Annotated in this window: 16 protein-coding genes and 1 tRNA gene; 9 read left to right on the top strand and 8 right to left on the bottom strand. The window is 44.4% G+C overall.

From position 1 onward, the window contains the following. Window positions 1-33: 33 nt before the first annotated feature. Entirely contained in the window at window positions 34-672 is a 639-nt protein-coding gene (locus RIG68_RS26395) for an FMN-binding negative transcriptional regulator (RefSeq protein WP_350129580.1), read from the bottom strand. A 35-nt stretch (window positions 673-707) separates the two neighbouring features. On the opposite strand from RIG68_RS26395, the gene RIG68_RS26390 reads away from it, so the two are divergent. Then, window positions 708-1100, top strand: coding sequence for a DUF2784 domain-containing protein (locus RIG68_RS26390; protein ID WP_350129578.1), 393 nt, complete (start codon window positions 708-710; stop codon window positions 1098-1100). 81 nt (window positions 1101-1181) lie between these two features. On the opposite strand, the gene RIG68_RS26385 is transcribed toward RIG68_RS26390, so the two are convergent. From RIG68_RS26385 to RIG68_RS26375, 3 genes are all read right to left on the bottom strand, one after another. Then, window positions 1182-2144 (bottom strand): DUF3078 domain-containing protein, encoded by a 963-nt coding sequence (locus RIG68_RS26385; protein WP_350129576.1) that lies wholly within the window; start codon window positions 2142-2144, stop codon window positions 1182-1184. A 77-nt stretch (window positions 2145-2221) separates the two neighbouring features. Then, complete coding sequence (locus RIG68_RS26380) at window positions 2222-3910, bottom strand: AMP-binding protein (protein ID WP_350129573.1); 1689 nt, start codon at window positions 3908-3910, stop codon at window positions 2222-2224. Between the two features lie 213 nt (window positions 3911-4123). Further along, a tRNA-OTHER gene (locus RIG68_RS26375) sits at window positions 4124-4248 on the bottom strand. Between the two features lie 154 nt (window positions 4249-4402). On the opposite strand from RIG68_RS26375, the gene RIG68_RS26370 reads away from it, so the two are divergent. The 8 genes from RIG68_RS26370 to RIG68_RS26335 all read left to right on the top strand — a co-directional run bounded on the left by RIG68_RS26370 (window position 4403) and on the right by RIG68_RS26335 (window position 11200). Next, entirely contained in the window at window positions 4403-4864 is a 462-nt protein-coding gene (locus tag RIG68_RS26370; RefSeq protein ID WP_151997390.1) for an Lrp/AsnC ligand binding domain-containing protein, read from the top strand. Window positions 4865-5043: 179 nt separating this feature from the next. Next, window positions 5044-6489, top strand: coding sequence for a Fe-S cluster assembly protein SufB (gene sufB, locus RIG68_RS26365; RefSeq protein ID WP_350129570.1), 1446 nt, complete (start codon window positions 5044-5046; stop codon window positions 6487-6489). A gap of 83 nt (window positions 6490-6572) precedes the next feature. Further along, window positions 6573-7334, top strand: a complete 762-nt coding sequence (gene sufC, locus RIG68_RS26360) for a Fe-S cluster assembly ATPase SufC (RefSeq protein WP_350129567.1) — start codon at window positions 6573-6575, stop codon at window positions 7332-7334. A 27-nt stretch (window positions 7335-7361) separates the two neighbouring features. Continuing rightward, complete coding sequence (gene sufD / locus RIG68_RS26355; RefSeq protein ID WP_350129564.1) at window positions 7362-8672, top strand: Fe-S cluster assembly protein SufD; 1311 nt, start codon at window positions 7362-7364, stop codon at window positions 8670-8672. A gap of 2 nt (window positions 8673-8674) precedes the next feature. After that, window positions 8675-9922 (top strand): SufS family cysteine desulfurase, encoded by a 1248-nt coding sequence (locus RIG68_RS26350; RefSeq protein ID WP_350129561.1) that lies wholly within the window; start codon window positions 8675-8677, stop codon window positions 9920-9922. A 1-nt stretch (window position 9923) separates the two neighbouring features. Further along, on the top strand, window positions 9924-10367 hold the full coding sequence (locus RIG68_RS26345; RefSeq protein ID WP_350075793.1) for a SufE family protein: 444 nt from the start codon (window positions 9924-9926) through the stop codon (window positions 10365-10367). Window positions 10368-10385: 18 nt separating this feature from the next. Continuing rightward, complete coding sequence (locus RIG68_RS26340) at window positions 10386-10712, top strand: SUF system Fe-S cluster assembly protein (protein WP_151997396.1); 327 nt, start codon at window positions 10386-10388, stop codon at window positions 10710-10712. Between the two features lie 71 nt (window positions 10713-10783). Further along, window positions 10784-11200 carry a BrxA/BrxB family bacilliredoxin gene (locus tag RIG68_RS26335; protein ID WP_151997397.1) on the top strand — a complete coding sequence of 139 codons (417 nt, stop codon included), beginning with the start codon at window positions 10784-10786 and terminating at the stop codon, window positions 11198-11200. Between the two features lie 56 nt (window positions 11201-11256). On the opposite strand, the gene RIG68_RS26330 is transcribed toward RIG68_RS26335, so the two are convergent. The 4 genes from RIG68_RS26330 to RIG68_RS26315 form a co-directional block, all read right to left on the bottom strand. Further along, window positions 11257-12882: a PKD domain-containing protein gene (locus tag RIG68_RS26330; RefSeq protein WP_350129558.1), complete on the bottom strand. Its 1626-nt coding sequence runs from the start codon at window positions 12880-12882 to the stop codon at window positions 11257-11259. Window positions 12883-13197: 315 nt separating this feature from the next. Further along, window positions 13198-14121 (bottom strand): NAD-dependent epimerase/dehydratase family protein, encoded by a 924-nt coding sequence (locus RIG68_RS26325; RefSeq protein WP_151997399.1) that lies wholly within the window; start codon window positions 14119-14121, stop codon window positions 13198-13200. Then, window positions 14122-14778 carry a phosphoadenylyl-sulfate reductase gene (locus RIG68_RS26320; RefSeq protein ID WP_350129555.1) on the bottom strand — a complete coding sequence of 219 codons (657 nt, stop codon included), beginning with the start codon at window positions 14776-14778 and terminating at the stop codon, window positions 14122-14124. It lies immediately after the preceding gene. 102 nt (window positions 14779-14880) lie between these two features. Next, the gene (locus RIG68_RS26315; RefSeq protein WP_350129552.1) at window positions 14881-16332 is read right to left on the bottom strand and encodes a phytoene desaturase family protein; all 1452 of its coding nucleotides are present in this window, start codon (window positions 16330-16332) and stop codon (window positions 14881-14883) included. Window positions 16333-16391 lie beyond the last annotated feature (59 nt).

Raw genomic sequence — 16391 nt, 5'->3', positions numbered from 1 at the left:
AATTTCAACATTAGTTTTATCATGAAGCCGGGCTTATAGTCCGGCTTTTTGTTTTTGCGTCGGGCGGTTTTCCTCCATCAATTTGGCCAACTCATGATCGTGGGGATTTGTACTTTTTTTGAGCTGGTCGATGATATTAGCATGATCCTTCTCATTCCGATTTTGGCTTAGCTTGTAGGCAGCTTCCACGTTTTCTATTTTTATTCTGAAGCCTTTGATTCCCCGCAACTCCTTCTCCCTATAGTCCGCAGTCATATCTTCATATTTACGTCCTCCCGGGATGTTCGATTCGTAACTATCCATCAGTTCCTTCACATGCTCCTCCAACTCTGGCCCGGAAAGCAGTGCGGCTGATCCGTAGATATGAACGGCCTGGTAGTTCCAGGTGGGCACATTCTGCTTTTCATACCAGGACGGCGAAATATATCCATGGCTCCCCTGAAAAATGACAAGGACCTGATCCGCTTTTTCAAGCACTGACGTTAGCTCATTAGCAATGGAAAGGTGGCCTGTCAAAAAATAACTGTCGTCCCTTTCCTCAAGCCAAAATGGTATATGGCTTGCTAGTGGTATATTTGATTGGCTTGCTATGAGAATCCCGAACGGGTTCGATTTGATGAAGTCTAAGACTTTATCAGCATCAGTCATTTGAAAATAAGGAGCTACATACATATCGCATACTTGATTAATGATGCAAACTAATACGTATGTTACAATTTCTTGACTATTTCTTAACAGGATTTCACACCGCTTTTGTGCTTTTCGTGCTGTTTGGCTGGATACCTGAAGTAACTCGGAAAGCTCATTTGATAGCTTTGGTTCTCACTATAGCCGCCTGGCTATTCCTCGGTATTTGGTACGGTCTGGGGTATTGCCCGCTTACGGACTGGCACTGGGACATAAAAAAAGAGCTGGGAGAAAAGCACCTCCCCAACTCATTCACTAAATACGTTTTTGACCAAACAACTGGACTAAACTCCGATAAACGTATTGTTGACATATTTACTACAGCCGGACTTGTGTTTGGAATCGTTATGGCTGGTGTTAAGTTTTCCCAAAAAAGAAGGATCGAACGTTTGAAACAAAAAAGGGAAGGCTAACGCCTTCCCAAAAAAATTCTTTACCCAGCTAAAAAAGTATAGAGTAAATGTAATTAATTCTTTCTTAAATGCAAAAAGCTTCTACTTTTTCAGCTTGTCTCCCATCTTCACAGTTAACCCGATCCCGAAAAGTTGTTTGAACTGTACCCTTGGGCCGGCCCCTGTTTGCACGCCCGCTTCGTCGAATTGAGCGATTTTTATGTCATCATCATAAATAAGCTGAGTAATAAAGCTTGTGCTTAGCCACTCGTTTACCTTCAGGATGATGATATTTTCCCAGTTCACATCGATGTTTTGCGGATTGTTCAAGTAGTTGGAGAACATTTCCAGCCTCGATTCAATGTTGACATTGGAAACAACCTCTTTTTTGTAGTTCACCTTCAAAAAACTACCAAGTTCAGCTCTCGCTTTCTTTCCAGCAGTTAACACTGTCACGCCGTCAGTATCAAAAACAGCTCCCTCAACACCAAAGGCGCCTGCATTGGCCAATCTTTCGTCGTTCACAAAGGTGAACTTTCCCGTAACAGGTGCAAAATTGACTGAGAAACTGGGATTTACCTTAATATCAACACCAGTAGCTACCAAAGCGTAGCCTGGAGCCATAAACTTTGAAATATACTCCTCATCGCCAGGAGCTGAATATCCTGGTGCAAATTGGGTTCTGAAGTCAACTAGTGAAGAGAAGTACAGCCTGCCGTCTTTCGCTTGCGACATCTTTCTGCCAAACTTACTGACAATGTTTATTTTGTCGTTTGTCTTTTGAAAGTCAACATCCCCTTGTTTAATAAGGCCATAGCCCAATTCAAGATAGTTCTCCCATGAGTTCCTGTCCTTGGCGTAATTGGCGAAGGTGGTCATATAGCCACCCAGCGATATAGAATTCTGCCCACCAGCAGCCCAGTTAGTAAGGCTTACCTGAGTAAAGGAAGCGGTTCCAAGGAACCCCTTGCTCCAATAAGTGGTATCGGAGGATGCTGCGTCCTGTGCGATGCCCGAGCCAAAAAAAGCAAATGACAATGAAATTAGAACTAGACTTTTCTTCATCACAAATTTTTATAGAGTTTGACAGTTGATTCGAAAATATTCCAAAGCCTGAAGAAAAAGCTGCAAATATCTAGTTTTCAATCATAAGAATTAACCTTTGCATCATTTTCTTTCAAAATCCGCCGTAGAATCTTGCCAACATTGGACTTGGGAAGTTCTTTTACAAACTCTACATGCTTGGGAACCTTATAGCGTGTCAAGCTCTCCCTACAAAAGCTTATAAGCTCTTCTTCGGTAAGGCTTTGGTCCTTTTTCACCACAAAGACTTTTACAGCCTCGTTGGATTTTGGATCAGGCACCCCAATAGCGCCTACCTCAAGAACCTTGGGGTTGCTGGCTACAGCGTCTTCAATTTCGTTCGGATAGACATTGAAGCCCGAAACAAGAATCATTTCTTTCTTCCGGTCTACAATCTTGACAAACCCGTCCTGATCAATAATCCCAATATCGCCGGTTTTGAACCAGCCATCAATAAATGCTTTCTCTCTTTCATCCGGCCTCTGCCAATACCCGCTCATCACCTGAGGGCCTTTGGCGCATATTTCTCCAGGCTGGCCAACTGGCACTTCCTTTCCATCGTCATCCAGCAATATGATTTCGGTGCTCGGTACAGGCAAACCAATAAATCCATTTCTATGAGTGCCATCCAGTGGGTTGCAGGCAAGTACCGGAGAGGTTTCACTCAATCCATATCCTTCTACCAGAGGGCAACCGGTCACTTCCCTCCATCTTTCAGCCACTGCCTTCTGCACGGCCATGCCACCGCCAATCGCTCCCTTAAGCTTACTAAAGTCCAGCGTTTTGAAACTCTCCTGATTAAGCAAGCCGTTGAACAATGTGTTAACACCTGTAATGATGGAGAACGGATTCTTTTTCATGTCGGCACAAAAAGCCTTCATGTCTCTTGGGTTTGTCACAAGCACATTTTTGGCCCCCACGTGAAACATCAGAAGTCCATTTACTGCCAGCGCAAAAATGTGATAAAGAGGCAGCGCAGTAATCACCACCACCTCCTCGCCTTCCACGAAAATCGGCTGAAACCACTGCGTCGTCTGTAAGGTATGTGCAACCATGTTACGATGTGAAAGCGTAGCCCCCTTAGACACACCCGTGGTACCTCCCGTATATTGCAGAAATGCCACGTCTTCTCCCTTGATGTCTGGCTTATCAAATTGAAGGCTGGTGGCATCCTTCATGGCTTGCTTTAAACTAACGGCGCCAGGAATACGAAACGGCGGCACCATCTTCTTTATCCGCTTCACCACGAAGTTTACGATGGGGCCTTTCAGACCTTTTAGAAAATCACCCAACTCAGTAACAATGACGTGCTTTATATCAGTGTTGGCTATTATTTTCTCAAGATTGAAGGCAAAATTGGCGACAATCACAATAGCCTTGGCGCCAGAGTCCTTAAATTGGTGTTCCATTTCCTTGTGTGTGTACAAGGGATTGGTGTTAACCACCACCAGACCTGCCTTGATGGCCCCGAACATGACAATGGGGTACTGCAGGCAGTTGGGCATTTGGATAGCTATGCGGTCTCCCTTTTTCAGGCCCAGTTTTTTCTGTAGATAGGCAGCAAACTGTGTGGACTTCTCATCCACCTCCCTGTAGGTAAAGCCTTTGTCCATATTGAGAAACGCAGTCTGATCTGCATATTTCTTCATGGACTCAGCAAGCATTTCAACTAATGACGTATACTCATCGGGGTTAATTTCTTTGGCAACACCAGCGGGGTAGTGCTTGAACCAGGGATAATCTTTCATAGGTCTAATATCGTTTAAGTAGAGTTGCCAATATGACTATCGCTAGGGCATATTGTTTACTCATCCGATATAAGCTATTAACGGCAAAAAATCAAATGATTAAGTATTGTTGCACGAAGCCTGTGGCGTGAAAGTCAATAACTGAAAATAAAAAAAACCGGTAGAACGAAATTCATACCGGTTTCCAAATAAACAACATTAACCCAAAAATGATGGCTGTAGGAGAAGGATTCGAACCTCCACGGAGCAGTTAGGTCCACACGAGCTCTATGTGGACTTTATTCCTTATCCCCACCCCCGAGACAGGAGGGCATGGCTGCCAATTTCATCACCCTACATTGTGATATGCAAGTCAATTCATCTAATTGACTGCAACAAAATTAACAAGAGTTTGATTTTATTAAAATATTTTTAATAAATTTGATAAAAAAATGTACAACACATAATTTCGAACCTCTCATAATAGTAGATTATTAAATCAGGGTAGTTAAAATGAGTAAAAATTACGAAATTGATAATGTAGACTTGAAGATTCTGAACCTTTTGATGGAAGATGCCAAGATTCCATACACTGAAATTGCCAAAAAGGTGTTCGTTTCGGGGGGTACAGTTCACGTTAGAATGAAAAAACTTGAAGAAATGGGCGTTGTTCAGGGCACCACTCTCAAGTTAGACTATTCCAAACTAGGGTACGATATTACGTGCTTTATCGGTATTTACCTTCAAAAAAGCTCTCTATATGATGAGGTCGTTGAGCGCTTGAGGGAAATTCCCGAAATTGTAACCGTCAACTACACCACCGGTAACTATAGTATCTTCGTTAAGCTTCACTGCAGAGACACCAAACATCTGAGAGAAGTGCTTCATGACAAGATTCAAAAGGTGGAAGGAATTGAAAGGACGGAAACCCTGATTAGTCTCGAAGAAAGCCTGAGCCGCCATATCAGTTTTTAGCACCCATTTCGGAAACTATTTAGCCCGATAAAGGTTTTACTATGAGTGCCATAGTTTTGAAACCTTTATCGGGTTTAATTTTCATGCCCCCTTTGCGAAAAAATTGACTCCTCAAGTCTTGGGGTAGTGATTTATGTTGTACATTTGTTTTAATTATAATCAGTCTAAATAAGTAGAGGATGAGTAAGGACAACCAAATACTGGAAGAACTCACCAAATCAGATTATAAATACGGATTTCACTCCGATATTGAAACTGAGTCGGCACCCAAAGGTCTTAATGAAGATATTGTCAGGTTTATTTCTGCAAAAAAGGAAGAGCCTGAATGGATGCTGGAATGGAGACTTTCAGCTTACCGTCACTGGTTGACTTTAAATGAGCCAACCTGGCAAAATGTTACTTTCCCGGAAATTAATTACCAGGACATCATTTTCTATGCTGCTCCGAAGCAAAAGATATCGCCTAAAAGCCTCGACGAAGTAGATCCCGAGTTGAGAGCTACCTTTGAGAAGCTTGGCATTTCGTTTGACGAGCAAAAAAGACTTACAGGCGTGGCGGTTGATGCCGTGCTGGACAGTGTTTCCGTAGCTACGACTTTCAAGAGTAAACTTGGCGAACTGGGCATTATCTTTTGTTCTTTCTCAGAAGCGGTGAGAGAGCACCCCGAATTAGTTAAAAAGTATATCGGATCGGTAGTACCAGTCAACGATAACTATTTCTCCGCCCTTAACTCTGCTGTATTTTCGGATGGTTCTTTCTGCTACATACCTAAAGGTGTGCGTTGCCCGATGGAGCTTTCCACCTATTTCCGGATCAATGCCATGAACACAGGGCAGTTTGAACGGACGCTGATTGTGGCCGAAGAAGGCTCCTATGTCAGCTACCTGGAGGGCTGTACTGCTCCTATGAGAGATGAGAATCAGCTTCATGCGGCCGTTGTTGAGATTTTTGCCGCCAAAGATGCTGAAGTGAAGTACTCAACTGTGCAAAACTGGTACCCGGGAAGCAAAGAAGGCAAAGGCGGCATTTACAACTTTGTTACCAAGCGAGGGCTTTGCTCTGGCGACGGTTCTAAAATATCGTGGACACAGGTAGAAACCGGGTCGGCAGTGACCTGGAAGTACCCAAGCTGTATCCTGAAGGGAGACAACTCCATTGGAGAGTTCTATTCAGTGGCTGTTACCAATAACTATCAGCAGGCTGACACCGGCACCAAAATGATCCATATTGGTAAAAATACCCGTTCAAGGATCGTGTCGAAGGGTATTTCTGCAGGCAAAAGCCAAAACAGCTACCGTGGCCAGGTGAAGGTAATGAAACGTGCCGAAGGTGCGAGAAATTATTCTCAATGCGACTCACTGCTACTTGGCGACAAATGCGGAGCACACACGTTCCCTTATATCGACGTGGAGAATCCACTGGCAATTGTCGAACACGAAGCGACGACTTCAAAAATCGGTGAAGACCAGATTTTCTACTGTAACCAGAGAGGAATAGCTACAGAGGATGCAGTAGCCCTTATCGTAAATGGTTTCGCTAAAGAGGTGATGAATCAACTGCCTATGGAATTTGCCGTTGAGGCACAGAAACTTCTGGCCATATCACTTGAAGGCAGTGTAGGCTAAGGAGAAACTCTACAGACAAAAATTATGTTTTTATAAGCTTGAAAAGGAGCTCAGGCAAAAGTGAAAAAGAAAAGTAATTGACAATGTTAAAGATAAAGAACCTCAAAGCTTCGGTAGAAGGAAAGATGATCCTCAACGGAATTAACCTGGAAGTAAAGCCAGGAGAAGTTCATGCCATTATGGGCCCGAATGGTTCAGGAAAAAGTACGCTGGCTTCTGTTTTGGCCGGTCGTGAAGACTATCAAATCGAAGGGGGAGAAGTAGAATATATTGGCAAAGATCTTTTGGATCTTTCCCCGGAGGAAAGAGCCAGGGAAGGTGTGTTTCTTGCCTTCCAGTACCCTGTAGAAATACCAGGTGTAAGCACGACCAACTTTCTCAAAGCCGCTCTCAATCAAGTAAGAGAACACCACGGCAAACCAACACTGGACGCTGTTTCGTTTCTTAAATTGATGAAAGAAAAAATGGCATTGGTGGAGATCGACCAGGCTTTGCTGAGCAGGTCATTGAACGAAGGCTTCTCTGGTGGAGAAAAGAAAAGAAATGAGATTTTCCAAATGGCGATGCTTGAGCCAAAGTTGGCCATTCTGGACGAAACGGATAGTGGGCTTGACATTGACGCATTGCGAATTGTGGCCAATGGCGTCAACAAACTCAAAACAAGAGACAACGCCACTATTCTGATCACACACTATCAGAGGCTGCTCGACTACATAGTGCCTGATTTTGTGCACGTTCTTTACAAGGGGCGCATTATCAAGTCAGGAGACAAGAGCCTGGCCTTACAACTCGAAGAAAAAGGGTACGACTGGATCAAAGAAGAAGCTGAAACGGTTTCTGCTTAGTTGTTTTAACCTGAAAATTCGAAAGTAATGACAACCCCAAACGAATACATAAACACCGTCGGCAAGGCATTTGAAAAATTTGAGGCCAGCTTAAATGGCAGCAAATCCACTTTCCTGCACGAGCTAAGAAAAGAATCCCTGGCCGCTGTTCTCAAATCGGGATTGCCCGGGCCAAAGCATGAAGAGTATCGTTATACCAACTTCGGCAAGGCACTTGAAAAGAGCATAGCTTACGAGGGCATTGTGGCCGAAACTGCCGCTGCCAGTGCCCCCACCCCTCTCGACAGTTTTGAGGGCTATAAGCTTTACTTTGTTAATGGCAAGCTCGATGTTTCCCGTTCGGATTTGGGAGCTTTAAGTGACAAAGTAACTGTTACCTCTCTCGCATCGGCTGTTAAAGAACAAAGCGATCTAAAAGAATACCTGGGCAGCATTGTTAAGTCGTGGCCGGATGCTTTTTCGCACCTCAACACGGCATTTGCGAAGGAAGGTATTTTTATTAGAGTAAAGAAAAACACTGTTCTGGATAAGCCGCTGTATGTCATTCATTCAAATGACACGTCGGCCACTGAGGTGCTTGCACATTACAGAAACCTGGCGATTGTAGAAGAGGGAGCGCAACTAAAGGTGATAGAGGCTAATTTCTCCACCGGAGCGAATACATCATATACGAATACCGTTTTGGAGGTTTTCTGCAAAAAAAATGCCTCGGTAGAATGGAGCAAGCTCCAGCTCGAAAACGAAACTGCACTGCGAATTGATAATTCACTGGTATATCAGGAAAGAGATTCCAAGTGCACAATCAATACCATCACGCTAAGCGGGCAGATGGTAAGAAACAACCTCTACATTGCCCTGGATGATGAAAACACTGAGGCACACATGTACGGATTGTACCTGATAGACGGGAAAACGCATGTAGACAACCACACTTCTGTTGACCATAGAAAGCCTAATTCGTTCTCCAATGAGTTGTACAAAGGCATCATGGACGATCAGTCGCACGGTGTTTTTAACGGAAAAATATTTGTTCGTCAGGATGCGCAAAAAACCAATGCCTTCCAGCAGAACAACAACATCCTGCTCAGCCCCAACGCTGTGATCAATACCAAACCACAGCTGGAAATATGGGCAGATGACGTGAAGTGTTCACACGGTTGTACCACAGGCCAGCTGGATAACGAACAGTTGTTCTACCTGAGAGCCCGTGGAATTTCAGAAGACAAAGCCAGGGCGATGCTTCTGCACGCATTTGCAGGCGACGTGATAGCGAACATATCCGTAGAGCCTGTAAGAGAATACCTTGAGCAGTTAATTACCGATAAAATAGAAAACTAGTCATGGGCAGCCCAGCTTCAACAATAGATTGGTCATTGGACATTCAATCAATACGGAAGCAATTTCCCGTGCTACATCAGGAGGTGAATGGCAAACCTTTGATCTATTTCGACAACGCTGCAACAAATCAGAAGCCTTCCTCTGTCATTAAAGCACTAGATCACTACTATGAGACAGACAATGCCAATATCCACAGAGGTGTTCATACGTTAGCCGAAAGGGCTACCGCCGATTTCGAAGAGACAAGAAAGAAAGCAGCCGCCTTTCTCAACTCCAAAGAGATCCAAGAGGTCATTTTCACCAAAGGCACCACAGAGAGCATTAATCTTGTGGCTTCTACCTGGGGTAGAAAATTTGTAAACGAGGGTGATGAAATCATCATCAGCACGCTGGAGCACCATTCTAATATTGTGCCATGGCAAATGCTTTGCGAGGAGAAAGGCGCCATCCTGAGGGTGATTCCAATCAACCCAAAAGGAGAAGTCATCATTGACGATTTCAAAAAACTACTATCAGCTAAAACGAAGCTTGTTTCTGTTGTATTTGCATCGAATGCCCTGGGGACTGTCAATCCTGTGGCAGAAATCATCAGCCTGGCTCACCAACAAGGGGCGGTTGTTATGTTGGATGGAGCACAAGCCTCAGCCCACCTTGAAGTGGATGTACAAAAGCTCGATGTGGACTTCTTCGCTCTTTCTGCACACAAAATGTATGGCCCCACAGGCGTGGGAATACTCTATGGCAAACGAAGCTTGTTGGAAGCAATGCCCCCCTACCAGGGCGGCGGGGAAATGATAAGCGAAGTGACCTTTGAAAAGACTACTTATAACGTCATTCCTTACAAGTTTGAAGCCGGCACGCCCAACATCGCCGATGTGGTGGCCTTTGGTGCTGCTATCGACTTTATAAACGAGCATGGAAAGGAACGGATTGCAGCGCATGAAGATGAACTATTGCACTACGCCACGGCAAAGCTTGAAAGCATCCCAGGAGTGAGGATAGTTGGGCAGGCGGCAGACAAAGTCAGCGTGGTGTCTTTCCTGGTCAACGGTTACCACCCGCTTGACGTGGGAATGTATCTGGACGCAAGAGGTATAGCAGTCCGAACTGGACACCATTGTACGCAACCGCTGATGAAACATTTGGGGATTGAAGGAACGGTTAGGGCCTCCTTTTCTGTTTACAATACCAAAGAGGAAATTGACCGACTGGCAGAGGCGGTTACCCTGCTTGCCGGTAGAAAAAATTAGAATGGCGGAGACTATAAAAGGCATTCAGGATGAAATCATCTCCGAGTTTGATATACTTGGAGATGATCGTGAAAGCAAGATATTCTACATTATGGAGTTGGGCGCTACGCTTCCAGAAATGGAAGAAAGCGAAAAAGTAGAACACAATATTATCAAAGGCTGTCAGTCGAAAGTATGGCTCACGGCAGCGCTGGCTGGCGAAGTAATAAAATTCAGCGCCGATAGCAACACTGAAGTTACCAAAGGGCTTATCAGCCTATTGATACGAGTATTGTCGGGACAGAAACCGCAGGATATCATGCAAGCCGAGCTTTTCTTTATTGAAAAGATAGGCATGGGACAGTTGATCGGATCCCAAAGATCGAACGGGCTTTCGTCGATGATCAAGCAAATGAAGCTATATGCGCTGGCCTTTCAGACTAAGTTGGCCGGAACAAATACATAAACACAAACGCTGAGAACTATGGAAAACCAAAATCAGCAGGAAGCGGATTTAAAGGAAAAGGTAATTGCCGCCATCAAAACGGTGTATGACCCGGAAATTCCTGTGGACGTATACGAGTTGGGTCTGATCTACGAGATCAGTATATTTCCCGTCAACAACGTTTTTGTGTCTATGACATTGACATCCCCTAGCTGTCCTTCAGCCGAGGCCATCCCCAGTGAGGTGAAGGCCAAAATTGAAGAGGTAGAGGGAGTAAACGACGTGGAGGTTGAGCTTACGTTCGACCCGCCATTTACGCAAGATATGATGAGTGAGGCCGCCAAATTGGAACTAGGCTTCATGTAAATTAGTTTATTCATCCAGCGGCCGTTTAAGCCGTCATTCAGAAATAAATAGAACTTTAAAAAGATAAGGAAATGTATCCCGAACCATTAGTTGCCCCCATGAGGACAGACCTTACCAGTGCAGGATTCACTGAGCTAAGAACTTCCGAAGATGTTGAAAATCACCTTGAAGACCACAAAGGCACTTCGCTAATTGTTATCAACTCGGTGTGTGGATGTGCGGCTGGAGCAGCCCGTCCCGGAGTGAAGATGGCTCTAGCCAATAGCGCTAAGAAGCCTAACTTTCTAGGAACGGTGTTCGCTGGTGTAGATAAAGAAGCTACTCAGACTGCCAGGGAGTATACTTTGCCTTATCCCCCTTCATCTCCGTCAATCGCACTGTTTAAAGATGGTGAATTGGTTCACTTCGTAGAAAGACACCACATTGAGGGCCGCAATGCTCAAATGATTGCAGCTCATTTGGTTGATGTTTTTGAAGAATATTGCTAAGATTTTAAAAGAATAATATAAAATCACAGCAGAAGCTGGCTCAAAAGGCCAGCTTTTTATTTTGTTAGTTTCACGGAAACGGTTGATGTGGTCATCAGGTACCGCACCCTGCCCTGCCATTGAAAGGAAGCCAGTGCCCTCACCTCATAGTCATTTGGAAGTATATAAGTGTGGCTCACTTCGTTGCCGCAGGCAAAGTAACCGTCACCAAAATCCCAATAGAACTCGGCATTGGCCGGATATGCGCCTGCCAAATGAGATTTAAATCTGGAAGCCTCATTGATTACTCCCGACACCTCTTCGTCCATTTTGAGCTCCAGAAATTCGTTCAATTCATACTCGTGGTCAATTTCATAGATTGTTCGGCTAGTGGACGCCTCCAAAATTGATAGCTTTATGTCATAGGTGCCATGAGCATCATAACAATGACTGACTGATTGCCCTTCTCCACCAAAACTATCCCCAAAATCCCAGCGGTATTTTACATCCCCATTATTATTCTCCGACTGGTATTCCAAATCGACACAGAGATTGCACGTAAGCTTGTGCGAAAAAGCGTTTTCGTTCGTGAATATTTTCTCTGCAAAACAGATATCCTCACCAGTCAGTTCGGAGTATAACTCCTCCGACGTGGTAACAAATGAGTAAATATCCTGATTTCCCTGCTCGTTGCCAGAGACGAAGTATATCTTTTCCCCAATTGGCGGGAGGCTAAAATGCTTATTGTCATGCCTGTCATTGAACTGATTGCCCAGATTTTTTGGGCCTGACCATTCGTTCCAATTGTCTCCTTGTTTAACTGAATAAAAGATATCGAGACCACCGTAACCTTCCTGACCGTCAGAGGAATAGAAAAGAAAGCGACCATCTGGGGAAAACGACGGAGAGGTATCTTCTCCGGGCGTATTCAGAACACCAAGGTTGATGGGCGTGTCCCAAGCCTTTTTACTTACTCTGTGGCTGATATAAATATCTCTTCCACCCCTTGAGTCGTCCATTTCCGCAGAAATTAGCATGTGCTTGCCGTCCTCAGAGACAAAAAAGTCAGCGTATCCGGACTTGTTCTTGAAACCCTTTATAGTAAAATTGGCAGGGGTAGTCCATTTGCCATTTCGAAGTTCGGAATAGGAAAGACCCTCGCCTGAAATCTCTCCATTCTCGTAAGTATTACCCAAAATCAAATTAACGACCCCTTCTTCCACCGTAATAGAGGTGACAAAATTAGGCCCTCTGTTGTTCAAGGGCGGCGGCAGGCGCTCAACTTTTGTCCAGGTATGCGTCTTTGGATCCCAGGTTGCAGTCCAAATATCTTCGGCGTCTTTGGTGCCTCCAACGTTTTCGGGGTGGTTGCTCCTGCTAAAAAAAAGCCGTCCTTCACCCGGCTCTACCAGCGGGCCATGCTCATCGTAAATACTATTAACTCCGTATTCATTATTTTTCTCGACCGAAGCAATATTTCTCTTATCTACCTTTCCAAGAGGAGACCCCGCCGGAGCGTGGTGTTTTGCACTTACCTCAGAGTCGGAGAAAATTATTTTATTTTGGGCCTGCCCAAAATGAAACGCAGAAGCTAGAATTACGGTAAGAAAAACCCCTTTTTTAACAAAAAAGAAAGTTGTCAGCTCCGACCACTTGATTAAAGAGAACCCGAAATGGCTTTTTGAAATACAATTTGTCAGCATTTATTGCAACTATTTGGTCAGTGTTTTGAAATCAGAGATTCAAAGCCATGTTTCAATCTACGATTTACTCAAAAAAATCATTATTACCCATATAAAATTGGATTAAACCAATGAGTGGGGCAAAAAATTGTTATCTAAAAATCAAGACGAGAGCTTTAGCACCCTCTTGTAATTCCTCAATGAAATTCCCGACATTTATGACTTGAGGCAGCCCGACATTAACTACTCTATAACACAACGATTGGCAAAAGGTCAACGATCAGATACGTAACAAACCAGCTTCAGATCGAACATAGCGAATGAAATCCCGGCTGGTTAAAAAGAGAACTTCTCCTTGAACTCAAGTAGTTCCTGCCTCAGGCTTTCTGGGTGAGGCATGTTGATATAATCTGCCAGCAGGGTCTCAGGGCTCACTTTTAATTCCATAAGGCTGATGTGCTGGTTAATGAAAGTATACTCAAGTTCGGGAAACATTTCCTTCATAGCATCCACTATGTCCAGAATGGGCAAGTTCTTATCAACAACATTATAGATTCCGGAGGGCACCTGCTTCAGTAAAGTTTCCTTGATAATCTCGGCAACGTGCGTCACATGTATAAAAGCCCTGGCTTGTTTGCCGTTGCCAAAAATCTGGATTCGATTACCGAAGTTGGCATCAAACATAAACCGGTTGATGACGGCGTCGAACCTCATGCTCTTATTGTAGCCATATACATTACCACACCGTAATATAACAGCGTCCTTGTTTGCACCCAGGCGAACCACGTGTTCCTCTCCCCTATGCTTCGAAATACCATAGAAAGTCGATGGATCAGTGTCGGCTCGTTCGGTGGCGAGCTCCTCACTGGCACCATAAACGGCGGTACTGCTGGTGTATATGAGTTTCTTCACATTGTCCATCTCTTCAACTGCATACACCAGCTCGGCCGTTCCCCAGTGGTTCACCTGCTCGTAAAAGTGTGAGTCGGTATTGGCAAATGGCGTCGTTACCCTTGCCGCTAAATGGATCACGGCATCCACTTCTTTCAAATGCTTTCTTAGGGTTCTGCTGTCAAGCAATTCAGCTGACACCAGCTTTATTCTTTCGTGGCCAGGGTACTTTTGACCAAAGAAAAAATTGAAATTGCCTTTGCTCAGGTTATCATACACAATGATCTTCTCAACCTCGGGCTGTTGGCACAAATTCCCTACCACCTGGGTTCCAATATACCCGGCTCCTCCTGTAATTAATACTCGCATCTATTTACTGATTAGGTCGGTATGTAAACCGCATTCTGTCTTTTTCATCCCAAACCATCTGGCTTCACGTTCCTGCATTTCAGGATCCACTTTACGGGTGCAGGGCTCACAGCCTATACTCATATAGCCTTTGGCATCCATTGGATGCCTGGGTAAATTGTGTTCCCTTATATATTGAAAAATCATTTTGGCATTCCAGTCCAGCATAGGATGGAACCGAAACGTGTTATGCGGAGCCGGTTGCTCTACTTTCATGGCTGCCCTTACGGCGCTTTGATCCGCTCTTACTCCATTGATCCAAATGTCGTGCTCTTGAAGCAAAGCATCGGTTGGTTGCGTTTTATTGATGTAGCAGCAGTAGTCTGGGTCACTTGTAAACAATAGTTTACCATCATTACCTACCTGCATGTTTCTTGGCATGCTCGATTTTACATCAAGCACTTTAATTCCAAACTCTTTGGCCACCTGATCCTTAAAAGCGATAGTGTCCGGAAAAAGATAGCCTGTATTGATAAAATAGACGGGGATTGAGTTGTCTATCCTGCTCAGCATATGAAGCATTACCAGGCTGTGCGTTTGAAAAGAGGAGGTTGTAAATAACTTCTTCCCCTCTGCCGTATACTCTTGAATTTTTGTTTCTAGCTCTTGAAAAGTCACTTCCTTACAGTTTAAAAAGTGAAACCCCCATTCCCGGAGAAAAATTCCGAAAGCGTATGAGAAAGCAAGATTAATACAAAAATCGTTTGGATTGAAAAAAATTCAGAGCCAATCCCTCGAAAGTTTTTCAGCTGCAATGATCCCACTCAAAACTGTTCCCGGAATTCCCTGCCCAGGATAGGCGGTGTCACCACACAAGTAAACTCCTTTCGGCCCAAGCCTGCTGTTGACCATTTGCCAGGGCCTGATTTTCATATATTGTGGATAACCGCCTACGAAACCCCATTTTCTTCCAGTCCACTTTTCCCAGGCCTTTGGCCCAGAGTTGTGTTTGTAAACGATATCCTTTCGCTCCAGAAAACCATGGTGCTCGAGGGTGTCGATGATTTCCCTTTCCAAAATATCACTGGCAATTTCGGTGCCTCCGGGGTGTGGAATATGAGTAGTGACCGACGCCACCATCAGGCCTTCCACATCTGACCGGGTTTCGTCAAGGGGGTGGCTTATGCTTAAAAAAATGCTCCTGGATTTTATTCCACTTAACGGTTCCTTGAGATGAATTTGATAGTGAATAGCATCAAATTGTTTTCTTGGACTAAAACCAAAACTAAGCTGAAAGGCACTGTTCAGCATCTCCGATGGCATATCCTTTGCTCTACTTCGCTGAATTTGGGGAAATACTTCTCGCAGGTTATTAATTGGAACAGCACCGATTACATAACTTGACTCAAAAGTGCCCTTTGAAGTGTTAATGATATATCTCTCACCGACGGTTGTTATCTTCTCCACCCGACACCTCAAGGCTACTACCCCATCCTTGCTTTCGATATAGTCTACCAAGGGGTTAACAAGATTGATCATACCTCCATCCAGATAGTAATTGCCATAGTTAGTGTAGCAAAGGGCTGTTGCCCCAAAAAGCACATTCACCTCTCCCATCCTATTTTGAGCGGTGATGAGCAGCTGTTCATTAACGAATGCAACAAATCGTTCATTTTGATCGAGTCCATATTTTTGAAGAAGGTCTGCAATAGAATAGAAGCTCCACCTGGCATAGCTAAAATCGGTTATGCGAGCATTAGAAGCCAGTTTTATAAGCTCCGAAAAAGACGACGGGGGAAATTCCCGGAAGCGAAGCGAGGCATTCCAAACAAACTGGCTGACTTTGTAACAAAACTCCCAAAATGGTCGCTGGCCCTTGCTTCCAAAAACCCTCTCTGCCTCTTTTATCCAGTCTTCAATAGCTTCATGTCGGTGGACGACTGTTCCGTCTGCCAACACCACCTGCATGGGCAAGGCAAGCTTTCTGGCAGATAGTGGGATGCCTGTCTTGTCCAAAAGATGCTTCAAGGGCATTCCTTCATCCAGTCCAACCAGTGTGGTAGCGCCAGTTTCAAAAACGAAACCCTTGCGCCAATACGAACTTGTGCATCCTCCTGGCAGGTAATTTTGCTCTAACACAGCCACCGTTAGTCCTTTCTGGGCCAACAGAGCAGCACTTGTTAAACCACCCATTCCACTTCCAACCACACATACATCGACTCTATTCTCCATGCTTTAAAGGATTGTTTAATCTATTGTTAAAGAAATTAAACAAGTTGGCTCTTCATAAT

This window comes from Imperialibacter sp. (assembly GCF_040222385.1).
Taxonomy (GTDB): domain Bacteria; phylum Bacteroidota; class Bacteroidia; order Cytophagales; family Cyclobacteriaceae; genus Imperialibacter.
Note: the sequence above shows the minus strand (reverse complement) of the source record. Positions and strands in the feature narration are given on the sequence as shown.

What these genes read in the sequence shown, in the direction of transcription:
- RIG68_RS26395 (WP_350129580.1), bottom strand. Translation starts at nt 672, where the DNA reads ATGTATGTAGCTCCTTATTTTCAAATGACTGATGCTGATAAAGTCTTA.
- RIG68_RS26390 (WP_350129578.1), top strand. Translation starts at nt 708, where the DNA reads ATGTTACAATTTCTTGACTATTTCTTAACAGGATTTCACACCGCTTTT.
- RIG68_RS26385 (WP_350129576.1), bottom strand. Translation starts at nt 2,144, where the DNA reads ATGAAGAAAAGTCTAGTTCTAATTTCATTGTCATTTGCTTTTTTTGGC.
- RIG68_RS26380 (WP_350129573.1), bottom strand. Translation starts at nt 3,910, where the DNA reads ATGAAAGATTATCCCTGGTTCAAGCACTACCCCGCTGGTGTTGCCAAA.
- RIG68_RS26370 (WP_151997390.1), top strand. Translation starts at nt 4,403, where the DNA reads ATGAGTAAAAATTACGAAATTGATAATGTAGACTTGAAGATTCTGAAC.
- sufB (WP_350129570.1), top strand. Translation starts at nt 5,044, where the DNA reads ATGAGTAAGGACAACCAAATACTGGAAGAACTCACCAAATCAGATTAT.
- sufC (WP_350129567.1), top strand. Translation starts at nt 6,573, where the DNA reads ATGTTAAAGATAAAGAACCTCAAAGCTTCGGTAGAAGGAAAGATGATC.
- sufD (WP_350129564.1), top strand. Translation starts at nt 7,362, where the DNA reads ATGACAACCCCAAACGAATACATAAACACCGTCGGCAAGGCATTTGAA.
- RIG68_RS26350 (WP_350129561.1), top strand. Translation starts at nt 8,675, where the DNA reads ATGGGCAGCCCAGCTTCAACAATAGATTGGTCATTGGACATTCAATCA.
- RIG68_RS26345 (WP_350075793.1), top strand. Translation starts at nt 9,924, where the DNA reads ATGGCGGAGACTATAAAAGGCATTCAGGATGAAATCATCTCCGAGTTT.
- RIG68_RS26340 (WP_151997396.1), top strand. Translation starts at nt 10,386, where the DNA reads ATGGAAAACCAAAATCAGCAGGAAGCGGATTTAAAGGAAAAGGTAATT.
- RIG68_RS26335 (WP_151997397.1), top strand. Translation starts at nt 10,784, where the DNA reads ATGTATCCCGAACCATTAGTTGCCCCCATGAGGACAGACCTTACCAGT.
- RIG68_RS26330 (WP_350129558.1), bottom strand. Translation starts at nt 12,882, where the DNA reads ATGCTGACAAATTGTATTTCAAAAAGCCATTTCGGGTTCTCTTTAATC.
- RIG68_RS26325 (WP_151997399.1), bottom strand. Translation starts at nt 14,121, where the DNA reads ATGCGAGTATTAATTACAGGAGGAGCCGGGTATATTGGAACCCAGGTG.
- RIG68_RS26315 (WP_350129552.1), bottom strand. Translation starts at nt 16,332, where the DNA reads ATGGAGAATAGAGTCGATGTATGTGTGGTTGGAAGTGGAATGGGTGGT.